This is a genomic window from Cellulomonas sp. S1-8, from assembly GCF_026184235.1.
GTDB lineage: Bacteria > Actinomycetota > Actinomycetes > Actinomycetales > Cellulomonadaceae > Cellulomonas.
In genome coordinates this window covers 4353622-4367285 of the sequence record NZ_CP110806.1, presented here as the reverse complement: position 1 = coordinate 4367285, position 13664 = coordinate 4353622, and the positions used below count along the sequence as shown (strand labels likewise).

Sequence of the window (13664 nt, the reverse complement as noted above, 5' to 3'; positions counted from 1 at the left end):
CCACGATGACGTCCCGGCGCTCGCTCCTCGCCCAGCTCCCGCAGGTCCTGGACGCCGGCGAGGAGGTGCGGGGGACCGTCGTCGCCCAGATCGTCAAGAGCCCCGCGGGCAACGCCGCCAAGACCATCGCGACCAGCACCGTCACCGCCGTCGCGAGCCTCGCGCTCTCGGGCGGCGCCCTGGGCGTCGGCGTGCTCCACACCGCACGTCCCGTGTGGTGCGTGACGACCGACCGCCGGCTGCTCCTCGTCGAGCACGAGGGGCGCGGTCCGCTGGGCGAGCAGGTGCTGCTGTCCCTGCCCCACGACCAGGCGCACGCCCGCATCCGCCGGACCCTGGTGCAGGGCGCCGTGATCACCCACCGCGAGAGCGGCGTCGAGATCGTCCGCCTCAACCTCGGCATGAAGCCGCGCGCCGCGGCCGTCCTGGTCGCCCCCATGGCCGCGACCGCCTGATCCCACCGGACGACCCCCGGGTGTCGGATCCGTCCGATAGGTTCCGGTCGCGTCGCGACGCCACCGGAGCCACCGTGTGGGCGCGCGACACCGACCATGCAGGGGGTACTGGTGCACGTCCTCTCGTCCGTCCGCCGTCCGGGCGTCGTCCGCGCGCTCGTCGTCGGCGCGCTCACCGGCGCGCTCGCTCTCGTCCCGGGGGCCGCGCACGCGCACGGCCAGCACCCGCCGCGCGTGGTGAACCACGCGCCGGACCGTCCCGCCGATGTCCGCACGACGCAGCCCGACTCCACGTGCACCACCCGCCCACCCGCACCGCTGCGGTCCACGACCCCGACGCTGCGGGCGGTCCTGTCGGACCGTGACGGGGACGCCGTGAGCGGCACCTTCACCGTGCGCGACGTCCGGACGGGTCGGCAGGTGTGGACGTCGGGCGCGACGACGACGCAGGCCAGCGGCTCGGAGCACGCGGTCGCGGTGCCCGAGGGGCTGCTGCGCGACGGGCGCGGGTACGAGTGGCGCGTCCAGGCGCGCGACGCGAAGGGCCGGACGAGCCCGACCGTGCGGTGCCGCATCGTCGTCGACGTGACCGCACCGGGCGCGACCGACGTGACGCCCGTCGACGGCGCCGGTGCCGTCTACGCGGAGGACGCGACCGCCGGCGGGGTCGGCGTCGCCGGGAGCTTCCGGTTCGAGGTCCCTGGTGCGACGGACGTCGTCGCGTTCCTCTACGGGTTCGACGGCGGGCAGGCCCGGGTCGACGTCGCGGACGGCGACACGGGCGCGACCGTCACGTGGACGCCCGACACGGCCGGCTCCCACGTCCTGGACGTGCAGGCCGTCGACGCCGCCGGGAACGTGGGACCCACGCGGTCGTACCGCTTCGTCGTGGAGTCCGCGGCGTCCGCGCCGACGGGCAACGCGCGGTGGACCCTTGACGAGGGAACGGGGACGACGTCCGCGGACGTGCTGTCCACCGACGGCGGCAACGTGCTGACCCTCACGCCGTCGACCACGTGGACGGACGGGCTCACCGCGGAGCTCGCGGGCCGCGCCGACGCCGCCCTGCTGCTGGACGAGGCGACCGACGGCGCCGCCACGAGCGGCACGGTGGTGGACACGACCGGCAGCTGGTCCGTCGCGGCGTTCGTGCGCGCCGACGCGGGCGACCTCGCCGCCACGGCCGTCAGCCAGGACGGTGACGGCGGCAGCGCGTTCCGCCTGGGGACGAGCACGACCGCGTGCGAGGACGCCGGCGTCACCTGCTGGGCGTTCAGCGTCGCCGGTGACGACCCCGACGGGATCGGCTCGACCACCGTGACGTCGTCCGTCCCCGTGGTCCCGGGCGCGTGGGTCGCGCTGTTCGGTTGGCGGGACGCGGCGTCCGGCCTCGTGCGGCTCGACGTGTGCAGCTTCGGCACCGTCGACGAGCCCGGTGACCAGGTGCCCGTGCCGGGCGCGCTCGGGTTCCTCGACGGCGGGGCGCCCGCGGTGGGTGCGTTCCGCGTCGGCGGTGCGCAGGACGGCGCGACGCCCTGGGTCGGAGCGGTCAGCGGCGTCCGCACCTGGGGCGGCGTCATCGACGTCTCGCAGGAGCGTCGGCTCTGCAGCATGGGCGCCTGACACCGGACCCCGCCGCGGCGGGGTCGGCGGCGAGGGGCCTGGGGCGCGATCGCCGCGCCGACGGTCCCTCGCCGCACGTCGGGCAGGACGGCTAGTACCGCCAGTGCTCCATGTCCTGCTGGTAGGTCGTGTGGATGCGGGGCGACAGCAGCGTCGACGGCACGGCGTCGCGCGCGGGCAGGTCGCCCGGCAGGCGCGTCGTGGCGCCCAGCGACCTCGCGTCGTGGAACCGCAGACCGTCGGGCAGGGGCGTCGAGGTCAGCAGCGACGACCCCGCACCAGGCAGGCTGAGCGCGAACCCCCACTCGCCGAACGACGGCACGTTCATGCTCAGCGGCACCACCGTGCGCCCCGGTGCCCCGGCCTCGACCGTCGCGACCACCTGCCAGAACGCGTGCGGCGTGAAGTACGTCGACGTGGCCTGGGTCGCCATCACGCCCCCGGGCCGCAGGTGCGCGGCGACGGCCGAGTAGAACTCCACCGAGTAGAGCTTGGCGACGCGCTCGTTCGACGGGTCGACCAGGTCGACCAGGACCGCGTCGAACGTCGCGTCGGTGTCCCGGACCCAGCCGAACGCGTCGGCGTTGACCACCGTGACGCGCGGGTCGTCCAACGAGCCCTCGTTGAGGTCCCGGACCAGCCGGTTGGTCCGCGCCAGGTCGGTGACGGCCGGGTCCAGGTCCACCACGACGACCTCACGCACCGAGGGGTACCGCAGCACCTCGCGCGCGAGCAGGCCGTCGCCGCCGCCCAGGATCGCCACGGACGCCGGTGCCGCGACCGACGTCAGCGTCGTGTGCGCGAGCGTCTCGTGGTACCGCGCCTCGTCGGCCGAGGAGAACTGCAGCTGGTCGTCCAGGTACAGCCGCACGTCCCCCTGGAAGTCGGTGACGACGAGCTTCTGGTACCGCGACGTCGTCGCGGCGACCACCGGGTCCTCGTAGAGCCGCGTGCTGAGCGCCGCCTCGATCCCCGACGAGACGGCGAACACCGCCAGCAGCAGCACCAGCGCGCCCGACGTCGACCACGTCCACCGGGGCTGGTGGCCCATGCGCGCGAGCATGAACAGGGCGACGCCCACGTTGAGGATCGCGACGGCCAGGGCCGTGCGCACCAGGCCGAGGGTCGGCAGCAGCACGAACGGGAACAGCAGGGAGGCGAGCAGCGCCCCCAGGTAGTCCAGCGCCAGCACCTTCGACAGCAGCCCGACCGACGTGTCCCGCCCGTGCTCCTTGAGCAGCGCGACCAGCAGCGGGATCTCCACACCGATGCCCACGCCGATCGCCAGCGCGAGCAGCACGAACACCGGCCAGTACAGGTCAGTCGACCCGTACGCCCAGAACAGCACCAGCACCGACGCCCCGCCGACGAGCCCCAGCGCGAGCTCGTTGCGCACGAACGCGATGCCCGACGGCCCCGGCAGGCGGGGTGCGAGCAGCGAGCCCAGGCCCATGCCGAACAGCGTCACGCCCGTCGCCACCGAGAACGCGACGACGGAGTCGCCGACGAGGTACGACGCGGCCGTGCCGAGGATCAGCTCGTAGACGATGCCGCCGACGGCGACCAGCAGCGCCGCCGCGAAGACCGTGGGCCGGTCCATCGTCCGCCCGCCCAGCCGCAGCGGTCCCCCCGCGACGGGTCCCGGTCCCGGGCCCGCAGGCTGCTCCTCGACGTCCACGTGCCCGGCCGTCAGGACCCGATGACGCCCGCGATGATGATGCCGATCGCCACCGCGACCCCCGCGATGAGGATGCCGAAGGCGACGTTGTGCTCGTCGACGAGCTCGCGGTGCAGGTTCAGCTTGAACACCCTGTTCACCACCACGAGCGTGACGAGCAGCAGGACGATGCCGAGGACCGAGTAGAGGATGGTCGAGAGCAGGTCGGCGATGATCACGCGAGGTTCTCCTTGGTCGTCGTACGGGACGGGTGTGCGGACGTGCTCACTTGCCCAGGCCCCCGCTGCCGAACACGGACCGCCGCACGCAGTCCTGCTCGGTCGTCGTGGTGCCGTCGGCGGCGACCACGGTGCGCGGCGTGCAGGTCTCGGTACCCGGGCTGCACGACGCCGCGAACCACCCGACGCCCAGGACGAGCGCGAGGAGGCCCAGCACGCCCTTCGTGGTGAAGCTCCGCGGCGCCACCCGCTTGCCGAAGTGCGCCTTCTGGCCCGCGGCGTCCAGGACGGTGCCCTGGTAGACGTCGAGCACCCTGTCGTCGAACTTCTCGACCGACAGGACGAACCCCGCGGCCTCGATCTCGGCGTACGCGACCTCCTGGCCCATCTGCAGGTCGTACGTGAACGCCCCCGCGAGGTGCCGGATCGTGCCGACGCCGACCTCGCCGACGACGACCTGGTGCGGCGTGCCGCGCAGCGTGACGGTGAGCTGCTGCCCCTCGCGCAGCTGCGTCGGGTCGAGGTGCTCGTTCACCTCCACGGGCCGGTAGAGCGTGACCTTGCGCGTGTAGTGGTCGTACTCGACCCAGAAGTCCGTGTTCTCGTACCCGAGGAGCTCCCACTCCTCCCAGTAGTACGTCGTGCGGTCCTCGGGGTCCCACTCGCCGTACACGACGACGCCGTGGGGCAGGGACCGCCACGGCGGCGTGCCGATGAGGTGCGTGCCCAGACGCATCCGGGCCTTGGGGCGCGTCACGCGTCGGCGACCGTGCGGGCGACGACCTCGCCGCTCAGCGCGTCGGCGAGGGCCGCGCGCGTGCGCTCGACGAACCCGTCGGCCGGGCGCCGGCACGTTGTCAGCGTCACGTAGGCCGTGCCGTGCTCGGGCCACGTGTGGACCGCGACGTGCGACTCCGCGAGCAGGATCGCCAGGCTCAGCCCCTGCGGCGCGAAGCGGTGGACCGCCTCCGACCCGACGGGGTGCAGCCCGGCGTCGGCGACGAGATCGCTCAGCGCGGTGCGGACGACGTCCAGGTCGTCGAGAGCGGCGGCGGGAGCCCCGGCGACGTCGAACACGTACACGTGGTTGCGGTGCACGGTGGCGTCGCGCCTCCTGGTCGTCGGGCGCCGGGGCGCGGGTGGGATCGGTGCGACAACGTACCGGAGACATCGACGCGACCTGTCGTCGTCCCGAGACGACCGGTCCGGGTTCACCCCCTGCCGGGCGTGCGCCACCCGGTACCGTGACACCGGTCGCGGGGTCACCCGGCCCCGCCGCCACCGGCCGCGCCGTGCGTCACCCCGCGGCGGCCGTCCCGAGCAGGCCCACACGCGTGGGCGCCGCCCGCACCACGGAGGACCGATGACCTACGAGCTCGCGCTCTTCGACCTGGACGACACGCTCGCACCCTCGAAGAGCAAGGTGCACCCCGAGATCGTCGACCTGATCGTCGCGCTCACGCGCGTCGCGCAGGTCGGCATCATCTCCGGCGGCCGCTTCGAGCAGTTCGACGCCCAGCTGCTGTCGTCGATCGACGACACCGCGGCGCTGGCGCGCCTGCACGTCCTGCCGACGTGCGGCACCCGCTACCTGGTGCACGACGGCGCCGAGTGGTCCGAGATCTACAGCGAGCCCCTGACGGACGACGAGTCCGCCCGTGCGGCCGCGGCCGTCGAGGAGTCCGCCCGCGCTCTCGGACTGTGGGAGGAGAGCACCTGGGGCGACCGCATCGAGCTGCGCGGCAGCCAGGTGACGTTCTCCGCCCTCGGCCAGGAGGCCCCGGTCGACGCGAAGGCCGCGTGGGACCCGGACGGCGCCAAGAAGGAGCGGCTGCGCGCGGCCGTCGCCGAGCAGCTCCCCGACCTCGAGGTCCGCTCCGGCGGGTCGACGTCCGTGGACATCACCCGCAAGGGCATCGACAAGGCGTACGGCGTCAACCGCCTGCTCGCGCGCCTGGGCCTGGAGCCGACGCAGGCCGTGTTCTTCGGTGACCGCCTCGACGAGGGCGGCAACGACTACCCCGTCATCTCGACGGGCGTCCCCTGCATCGCGGTGACGGGCTGGGAGGACACCCCCGGCAAGGTCCGCGCGGCCCTCCCGGAGGCGTTCGCCTGACCTGTGCGACCGAAAGCGTGAAGGGTTGCTGCCGCTCAGCGGCGGTGTTCTCAAGGGGTCGTCGCAACGTTCGTGGTCTGGTTGCCCGGACGGTCGATCTCGGAGGTTGTCATGAGCAAGGCGCGGTGGCGGGTGTTGCCGGCCTCGGTGCGGCATCAGATCATTCGGATGGCAGCTCAGGGGCTGTCGGTCGAGGAGATCCGGGTGGACCTGGATGTGGCGATGGGCACGGTCTACAACGTGCTGCGGCCTCTGGGCGGGGTGATCCGCAAGGACGGGTGGTCCCCGACGGGGTTGCGGTTGTCGTTGGACGAGCGGGTCGAGATCAGGGTCGGCCTGGAGACAGGTGCGTCGTTGCGGGCGATCGCGGCCTCGTTGGGGCGTAGCCCCTCGACGATCTGCCGTGAGGTGCGCGCCGGTGGCGGCCGGCGCCGGTATGCGCCGGTGGCCGCTCATCGCCGGGCGCAGCGCGAGAGCCTGCGTCCTAAGCCCACCAAGCTCGCCGTTAACCACCGGTTACGCGCACAGGTCGTCGCCGACCTGGAGCGGTTGTGGTCCCCTGAGCAGATCACCGCTCGGCTGCGTGCGGGGTTCCCCGACGATCCGGAGATGCGGGTGTCGCACGAGACGATCTACCGGTCCTTGTTCGTTCAAGGGCGTGGTGACCTGCGCAAAGAGCTGGCAGCGTGCCTGCGCACCGGGCGAGCGGTGCGCAGGACCCGGGGGCGCACCGACGGGCGTGGGCGGATCCCGGGCATGGTGATGATCAGCGAGCGACCCCCCGAGGTCGAGGACCGCGCGGTGCCCGGGCACTGGGAAGGGGACCTGATCCTGGGCAAGAACGGCGCCTCGGCGATCGGCACCCTGGTCGAACGATCGACCCGGTTCGTCATCCTGCTGCACCTGCCCGAGGGTCGTACGGCTGCCGCGGTGCGCCAGGCCATGGCCGCCGCGATCCTCGAGCTGCCGGTCGCGCTGCGGCGCTCGATCACCTGGGACCAGGGCGTGGAGATGAGCCAGCACGCCACGTTCAGCATCCAGACCGGGATCGATGTCTACTTCTGCGACCCGCACAGCCCTTGGCAACGGGGATCGAACGAGAACACCAACGGCTTGCTGCGCCAGTACTTCCCCAAGGGCACCGACCTCTCGCTGCACGACCCCGCGGCGCTGCGCGCCGCGGCCGACTCCCTGAACTCCCGACCCCGCCAGACCCTCGGCTGGATGACACCATCAGAACGACTCAACCAGGAACTCGTTGCGATGACCGGTTGAGACCACCGGCAGCAACCCTTCACACTCTGTGTGCCGTCGGCGTGCGCGCTACTCCACGCCGGCGATCAGCTCTCTGAGCACGGCGGCGTGCGCGCTGAGCGCGCGGCGTCCCGTCGAGGTCAACGAGACCCAGGTGGTCCGCCGGCCCAGGTGCACGCCTTTGCGGCTCTTGACGTAGCGCACCTCCCCGAGCGCCGACAGGTGCTTGGACAGGACCGAGTCGCTGACGTCGAGGTTGTCGCGGAGCGTCGAGAACTCGGCCTCGGACACGGCGGTGAGCGACGTCATCAGTCGCAGCCTGGCCGGGGCTTGCAGGTGCACGTCGAGGTCGGGCATCAGCGGCCGACGATCAGGAGCACGAGGCCGGTGAGAGCCAGCGCGACCATGACGGCCAGCCACGCGGCCGACTCGCCCCGGGCGTGCGACGCGGGCTCTCCGCGATACATCCGCACCCAGCGACGACCGCTCATCGCGTACGCGATGCCCCCGGCGAGCGAGCACAGCGCCATCAACCCCCACTCTCCGGCGAACGCCGCCCAGATCGCGGCGCCGAACGTCAGCACGTAGGAGATCGACGCCGCCGCCGCGGTCCCACCGACGACCCGGCTGGCGAAGCCGCCGAGCCACATGCCGTTCAGCCGTCGGAACCGGACCAGCTGGACCGTCGCCACCGCGGCGAGCGCCACCAGGCCGCTTGCCATCAGCCAGCCCGCCGGGTGCCACACCCCGCTGTGACCGGCGTCGGCCACCCCGAGGGCGGTCGTGGCGATCTGCACGGCGATGGCCGTGCCGATCGAGAGGGAGAAGAACGACGGCACGACGAGGCGGTGGGCCAGCGACGTGCGCGCCTCCTCGGCGTCGGCCAGGGCAGCCGCGGCCTCAGCGGGTGTGGGGGAGTCGCCGATGTTTTCCATGTTGGAAAGTATGGCTCATACTTTCCAATCCGGCAAGTAGCGTCCGCGCCGCTCCGCCACGACCTGCACCCGGAACCCCGCCACCGGCCCCGGCGTCGGTGCGGCCCGCCGCCGCAGCACCGCGTCACGTGGCCCGAGCTCGAGGTCGAGCCGGTGGAAGACGCGCGCCGCCGTGAGCGTCATGAGCACGTCAGCGACGCCCTTGCCGAGGCACGTGTGCGGCCCCTTGCCGAACGGCGCGTACGCGCCCGGGGTCACGTGCTCGCGGCGCTCGGGTGAGTACCGGTCGATGTCGAACCGCAGCGGGTCGGGGAAGAGCTCGGGCAGGAAGTGCGGCACGGTGACCGCGCAGTAGACCGGCTCACCCTCGCGGATCAGGTGCCCGGCGTACTCGAAGTCGCGGTTCGCGACCCGCGGCTGCGCGACGGCGATCGGGTACAGGCGCATGGTCTCCATGACCGCGCCGTTCGTCGCGGTCAGGCGCTCGAGCGACGCCTCGGTGAGCGGGCCGGAGCCGAAGACCTCGTCGGCCTCGGCGCGGATCCGTGCGAGCACGTCGGGGTGCGCGAGGACGGCGTGCACGAGGCACCCGAGCGTGTTCGCGACCGTGTCGAGCCCCGCGACGTACGGCCCGGTGAGCGCCAGCACCAGGTCGTTCTCCGCGACGAGCCCGGGGTCGGCGTCGTGGGCGTCCATGATGTCGTCGACGAGCGTGCGCCGGCCGTCGGGCCGCGGCTCGCGCGCCCGGTGCGCGCGGATCATCTCCTCGCCGAGCTCCTGGACCCGCGCCCGCGAGCGCCGGTACACGGGGCTGCGCAGCACGATCTCCGGGCGTTGGCGCGTGACGAGCGCGTTGAGGATGTAGAGGATCGTCGTCCGGATGTCGCGCACGTACTCGGTCGGCACGGTCCCGGTGAGCATCGTGCCGAGCTGGCTCGTCACGAGGAACTGGAGCGCCTCGAGGACGGGCACGGACGTCCCGGGCCGCCACGCGCGGTCGAGGCACTCGTCGGTGATCGCGACGAGCTCGTCGAGCCGGCCGTCGAGCGCCTCGCGCGAGTACCCGCGGCGCATCACCTCGCGCAGTCGCCGGTGCTCGGGACCGTCGACACCCGTGAGGGTGCGCGTCGCGCCGTACTCGTCGACGAGCCCTTGCCACACCTCGGCGGACCGCAGGCTCGCACGCCCCTCGCGCGACCCCATCCACCGCGCGAGATCGGGCCCGGCGAGCACCGTGAGCGTCCGCCGCAGCGCGCGCACGCGGAACACCGGACCGTGCTCGGCGTAGCACCGCACGAAGAACGCAGCCGGGTCGCGTCCGAGCTCCGCGACGCTGCCGATCACGGGCGCACCCGGGACGACGGGGATGGTGTCGACGGTCGTGGACGCGGTCATCGTGGGCCCCCTCGTTGACGGCCGCCCGGCGTCGACGCCGGACGCGCCACCCAGCCTCCCGTGACCGTGCGGCGCGCGTCCAGGCCCGGCACGTCAGACCCCGCGGGTCCGCCCTAGGCGTCCAGGCCCGTGTGCGCCGCCCAGCGAGCGGACGCCCGGTCGGCAGCGGACGCGACGAGGGCGACGAGCTCCGGACGGTCCGGCACGCGGAACGACACGTACGCCCCGCGACCGCCCTCGACCGGGCGGCCGTACGCCTTCGCGGCGAGGCTGCCGTCGGGCAGGAGCCGGACGTTGAGCGTCTGCAGCTCGAAGACCTGCCCGCGTCGCTCGTCCGTCCACCGCAGGTGCGGCGGGATCGTCACGTTGATCGCGAGCGCGGACACCTCGACGTCCTGTGCCATGGCGACATCCTCCACCAGGTGCCGGCGGCCGGGGCTGGATCGACCTCTCGTGAGAGGGCGATCCAGCCCGTGTGCAGCGTTGGGGACGTCAGGCGTCCCGAACGCTGCGCGCCGTCGCGCTCACGAGACCTTGCCGCGGAGCAGGCGGTGCCAGTAGACCTGGATCTCGCCGTGGCGGTCGAACAGGTAGAGCGACCGGCGGGCGCGTGCGAGGTCCGGGAACGGGACCGTGGGCTCCTCGTGGCCGTGGCGGTCGTGCTCGGCGAGCAGCAGCTCGCTGCGCGACGTCGTGACGGGCGCGATCGTGTAGCCGTCGTACTCCCGCAACGTCATGCCCAGCAGGGCGGCGGGGATGTTGTGCGCGACGACCGGGACCTGCTTGCGCAGCGCCCCGCCGGACGGCGACGTGTCGACCGTGGCGACGTCGCCGAGCGCCCACACGCGCGGGTACGTCCGGTGCTGCAGCGTCTGCGGGTCCACCGCGACGAAGCCGTCCGAGTCGTCGGTGGCGAGCCCGCTCGCGGCCACCCACTCCGGGGCGCGGTGCGGCGGCGCGACGTACAGGGCGTCGTACGGGAGGGTGTCGGCGCCGTCAGACGTGCGCAGGTGCAGCGTGCGGGCGTCGGCGTCGATCCGCTCGACGGCGGTGCCCGTGCGCACCCGCACGCCGTAGTCGTCCGCGACCGCGCGCAGCTCCCGGTCGGCGCGGGCCGTGCCGACGAGCCGCGAGCCCTCGACCAGCAGGTCGATCGTGATCGCGTCCAGCAGACCGGCCTGGCGCCAGTGGTCCGCGGCCATGAACAGGGGCTTGAGCCCGACGGGCGAGCACGGCACGTGCCGGTCGGAGATCGCGAACACGGCGCGCCCCGACGTCAGCGTCGAGAGCATCTGCCACGTCGCGGGTGCGTGCTCCGGCAGGTAGCTGGTCGAGGCGTGCGGCGTCGCGAACGCCTCCCGCATGCCCGGCACGGCGTCCCAGTCGACCTGCGAGCCCGGGCACAGGACCAGGTCCCCGTACGCGATCTGCTCCCCACCCGCGAGGTGCACGACCGACGCCTGCGGGTCGACGGCCGTGACGCGGTCGGGGTACCAGTGCACGCCGTCGGGCACGACCTCGACCTGCGGGCGGCGCAGGTCGTCGAGGGTCGCGGCGCCGCCGGCGACGTACGACAGCATCGGCCGGTAGTGGTGGACGTGGCTCGGCTCGACGAGGGCCACGTCGGGACACCCACCCCGCAGCAGCTTGGCCGCGAGCGAGATGCCGGCGTTGCCGCCGCCGACGACGACGACGCGATGGCGCGGAGCATTCATGGGAGCACGCTTCCCTGGGACCTGGACGACGGGATCCGGCCACGCTAGGTGCCCCGTCGTCGCCGCGCGCGTCGAGGAGCGCGAGCGCCCGTGCCGACGGAGCGTGAATGGCCGACCAGTGCCCGACGGACGCCCGGTGACAGCCCGGTGACCTGCGTGAACACTCGCGGAACGGTCCGGCAACGGCGATGCCGCTGGGTGATTCGTCCGGTTCGGTGCGCCTAGTTTCGTGTCCGGTCCGGCCCCACCCCCGGGGCCGACGACGACGGCCGTGACCCGGCCCGTCGTCCGACGCGGCGCGTTCCCCCGATGCGCCCGACCGCCCGGAGACCCCTTGACCGCCGTCCTCGCCCCCCCGGCCGGCGCGGGCCCGACCAGCCCGCCCGGACCGCCGTCGCGCCCCGGCAGCGCGGCACGCACCCGCCGCCGCCGTGCGCTGGGCTGGTTCGCGCTGCTCGCCGGCCCGAACGTCCTGCTGCTGGTCCTGTTCGTCTACAAGCCGCTCGTCGAGAGCTTCTACCTGTCGACCATGCAGTGGAACCTCGGCTCGCCGGTCGCGCGGTTCGTGGGGCTGGGCAACTACGTCGAGTGGTTCACGGCCGACTCGACGGCGCAGGTGCTGACGACGACCGCGGTGTTCACGCTCACGACGGTCGGCGGGGCGCTCGTCCTCGGGCTGGGCCTGGCGCTGCTGCTGGACCGCCGGCTGCCGGGCCGCGGGCTCGCGCGGACGGTCGCGTTCGCGCCGTACGTGCTGTCCGGGTACGCCGTCGGCATCCTGTGGCTGTTCATCTTCGACCCGCGGTACGGGCTGCTGTCGGCGGTCCTCGGCTGGTTCGGGGTCGCGTCGCCGCAGTGGTACACGGCCGAGCCGTGGCCGCTGGTGATGATCATCGTGGTGTACCTGTGGAAGCACCTGGGGTACGTCGCGCTCATCTACCTGGCCGGGCTCCAGGGCGTCCCGCAGGACCTGCGCGACGCGGCCGCCATCGACGGGGCGACGCCCGCGCGGACGCTGCGGTCGATCGTGCTGCCGCTGCTCGCGCCGACCACGTTCTTCCTGCTGGTGACGATGATGCTCGCGTCGCTGCAGTCGTTCGACGTGATCCGGTCGATGACGCAGGGCGGGCCGCTGGGCTCGACCACGACCCTGATGTACCAGATCTACCAGGAGGGGTTCGTCAACGGGCGCGCCGGGTACGCGTCGGCGGGCGCGACGATCCTGTTCCTCATCCTGCTGGCGGTGACCGCGGTCCAGCTGCGGTTCCTCGAGCGCAAGGTGCACTACGCGTGAGCGCCGCGACGCGCCCGACGCCCGTCGTCCCGGCGCCCCCGCCCTCGTCCCGTCGTCGCCCCCGACGTGCCCTCGCGCTCGACGCGGCCGGCCTGGCGGCGCTGGCCGCCGCGACCCTCGTCCTCGGCGCCCCCCTGCTGTGGATGGTCCTCGCCAGCCTCAAGACCCCCGCCGAGCTCTACGCGCTGCCCCTGCAGTGGTTGCCCGCGAGCCTGGACCTGGGCAACTACGCGCAGGCCGCGCAGACCATCCCGCTGGGCACGCTCTTCGCCAACAGCGTCGGCCTGACCGTCGTCGGGTCGGGCCTGAAGGTCGCGCTCGGCCTGTGCTGCGCGTACGCCCTGGTGTTCCTCGACGTGCCGTTCCGGCGGACCGTGTTCGTCGTCGTCATCGCGGCCCTGATGATCCCGCCGCAGATCACGATCATCCCCAACTACACGTTCGTCGCGAGCCTGGGCTGGCTCAACACCTACCAGGGGATCCTCGTGCCGGGCCTGGCCAGCGCGTTCGGGACGTTCCTGTTCCGCCAGCACTTCCTCACGCTGCCGCGCTCGGTGCTCGAGGCGGCCGACCTCGACGGCGCCGGGCACTGGTCGCGGCTGTGGCGGTTCGTCGTGCCCATGTCGTTGCCGACGATCGCGGCGGTCACGCTCGTGTCCGTCGTGACCGAGTGGAACGACTACCTGTGGCCGTTCCTCGTCGTCGACGACCCCCGCAAGATGACGCTGCCCGTCGGGCTGACGCTCCTGCAGAACGTCGAGGGCATGACGAGCTGGGGCGTGCTGCTCGCGGCGACGACCGTCGTCACGCTGCCCGTCCTCGTCGTGTTCCTCGTCCTGCAGCGCCGGCTCGTCGCCGGCCTCACCGCGGGCGCCGTCACGGGGTGACGCGCCACCACGCGACCCCCCGCCCCACCGACCACCGGACCGCCACCCGCGGCACCGGCCCCCGGCACGCCCACCGACCGGTGGCGTGCGTCCC

15 protein-coding genes are annotated in these 13664 nt (G+C 73.2%); 6 read left to right on the top strand and 9 right to left on the bottom strand.

What is annotated here, in order from left to right; translation table 11 throughout:
- Positions 1-5: 5 nt before the first annotated feature.
- Positions 6-455, top strand: a complete 450-nt coding sequence (locus OKX07_RS19675) for a hypothetical protein (protein ID WP_265629691.1) — start codon at positions 6-8, stop codon at positions 453-455.
- 111 nt (positions 456-566) lie between these two features.
- On the top strand, positions 567-2078 hold the full coding sequence (locus OKX07_RS19670) for a hypothetical protein (protein ID WP_265629690.1): 1512 nt from the start codon (positions 567-569) through the stop codon (positions 2076-2078).
- Between the two features lie 91 nt (positions 2079-2169).
- Here OKX07_RS19670 and OKX07_RS19665 read toward each other — a convergent pair whose 3' ends face one another.
- The 4 genes from OKX07_RS19665 to speD are packed head-to-tail and all read right to left on the bottom strand — an operon-like array spanning position 2170 to position 5072.
- Entirely contained in the window at positions 2170-3756 is a 1587-nt protein-coding gene (locus OKX07_RS19665; protein ID WP_265629689.1) for a polyamine aminopropyltransferase, read from the bottom strand.
- 11 nt (positions 3757-3767) lie between these two features.
- Positions 3768-3974 (bottom strand): DUF350 domain-containing protein, encoded by a 207-nt coding sequence (locus tag OKX07_RS19660; protein ID WP_265629688.1) that lies wholly within the window; start codon positions 3972-3974, stop codon positions 3768-3770.
- 46 nt (positions 3975-4020) lie between these two features.
- On the bottom strand, positions 4021-4731 hold the full coding sequence (locus OKX07_RS19655; RefSeq protein WP_265629687.1) for a hypothetical protein: 711 nt from the start codon (positions 4729-4731) through the stop codon (positions 4021-4023).
- Positions 4728-5072, bottom strand: a complete 345-nt coding sequence (speD, locus tag OKX07_RS19650) for an S-adenosylmethionine decarboxylase (RefSeq protein ID WP_265629686.1) — start codon at positions 5070-5072, stop codon at positions 4728-4730. The genes OKX07_RS19655 and speD overlap by 4 nt, the downstream gene beginning before the upstream one ends.
- A gap of 265 nt (positions 5073-5337) precedes the next feature.
- Here speD and OKX07_RS19645 point away from each other — a divergent pair, with 265 nt between their 5' ends.
- Positions 5338-6090, top strand: a complete 753-nt coding sequence (locus OKX07_RS19645) for an HAD-IIB family hydrolase (protein WP_265629685.1) — start codon at positions 5338-5340, stop codon at positions 6088-6090.
- A gap of 111 nt (positions 6091-6201) precedes the next feature.
- Complete coding sequence (locus OKX07_RS19640; RefSeq protein ID WP_416220804.1) at positions 6202-7365, top strand: IS30 family transposase; 1164 nt, start codon at positions 6202-6204, stop codon at positions 7363-7365.
- A 48-nt stretch (positions 7366-7413) separates the two neighbouring features.
- On the opposite strand, the gene OKX07_RS19635 is transcribed toward OKX07_RS19640, so the two are convergent.
- From OKX07_RS19635 to OKX07_RS19615, 5 genes are all read right to left on the bottom strand, one after another.
- Positions 7414-7701, bottom strand: coding sequence for a transcriptional regulator (locus OKX07_RS19635; RefSeq protein ID WP_265629684.1), 288 nt, complete (start codon positions 7699-7701; stop codon positions 7414-7416).
- A complete protein-coding gene (locus tag OKX07_RS19630; protein ID WP_265629683.1) occupies positions 7701-8279 on the bottom strand; it encodes a hypothetical protein in 579 nt (192 codons plus the stop codon). Before OKX07_RS19630 ends, OKX07_RS19635 begins: the two co-directional genes overlap by 1 nt.
- Before the next feature lie 15 nt (positions 8280-8294).
- Positions 8295-9674 carry a cytochrome P450 gene (locus tag OKX07_RS19625; protein WP_265629682.1) on the bottom strand — a complete coding sequence of 460 codons (1380 nt, stop codon included), beginning with the start codon at positions 9672-9674 and terminating at the stop codon, positions 8295-8297.
- Positions 9675-9787: 113 nt separating this feature from the next.
- Complete coding sequence (locus tag OKX07_RS19620; protein WP_265629681.1) at positions 9788-10078, bottom strand: hypothetical protein; 291 nt, start codon at positions 10076-10078, stop codon at positions 9788-9790.
- 120 nt (positions 10079-10198) lie between these two features.
- Positions 10199-11389 carry an NAD(P)/FAD-dependent oxidoreductase gene (locus OKX07_RS19615; RefSeq protein WP_265629680.1) on the bottom strand — a complete coding sequence of 397 codons (1191 nt, stop codon included), beginning with the start codon at positions 11387-11389 and terminating at the stop codon, positions 10199-10201.
- Positions 11390-11723: 334 nt separating this feature from the next.
- Between OKX07_RS19615 and OKX07_RS19610 the strand changes: the two genes are divergently transcribed.
- Together OKX07_RS19610 and OKX07_RS19605 are read left to right on the top strand one after the other, a co-directional pair.
- Positions 11724-12683 carry a carbohydrate ABC transporter permease gene (locus OKX07_RS19610; RefSeq protein ID WP_265629679.1) on the top strand — a complete coding sequence of 320 codons (960 nt, stop codon included), beginning with the start codon at positions 11724-11726 and terminating at the stop codon, positions 12681-12683.
- Positions 12680-13570, top strand: a complete 891-nt coding sequence (locus tag OKX07_RS19605) for a carbohydrate ABC transporter permease (RefSeq protein WP_416220803.1) — start codon at positions 12680-12682, stop codon at positions 13568-13570. The genes OKX07_RS19610 and OKX07_RS19605 overlap by 4 nt, the downstream gene beginning before the upstream one ends.
- Positions 13571-13664: the final 94 nt, after the last annotated feature.

Coding starts and splice junctions, on each gene's coding strand:
- OKX07_RS19640 (WP_416220804.1), top strand. CDS start 6,202: ATGAGCAAGGCGCGGTGGCGGGTGTTGCCGGCCTCGGTGCGGCATCAG.
- OKX07_RS19615 (WP_265629680.1), bottom strand. CDS start 11,389: ATGAATGCTCCGCGCCATCGCGTCGTCGTCGTCGGCGGCGGCAACGCC.
- OKX07_RS19630 (WP_265629683.1), bottom strand. CDS start 8,279: ATGGAAAACATCGGCGACTCCCCCACACCCGCTGAGGCCGCGGCTGCC.
- OKX07_RS19635 (WP_265629684.1), bottom strand. CDS start 7,701: ATGCCCGACCTCGACGTGCACCTGCAAGCCCCGGCCAGGCTGCGACTG.
- OKX07_RS19625 (WP_265629682.1), bottom strand. CDS start 9,674: ATGACCGCGTCCACGACCGTCGACACCATCCCCGTCGTCCCGGGTGCG.
- OKX07_RS19620 (WP_265629681.1), bottom strand. CDS start 10,078: ATGGCACAGGACGTCGAGGTGTCCGCGCTCGCGATCAACGTGACGATC.
- OKX07_RS19675 (WP_265629691.1), top strand. CDS start 6: ATGACGTCCCGGCGCTCGCTCCTCGCCCAGCTCCCGCAGGTCCTGGAC.
- OKX07_RS19645 (WP_265629685.1), top strand. CDS start 5,338: ATGACCTACGAGCTCGCGCTCTTCGACCTGGACGACACGCTCGCACCC.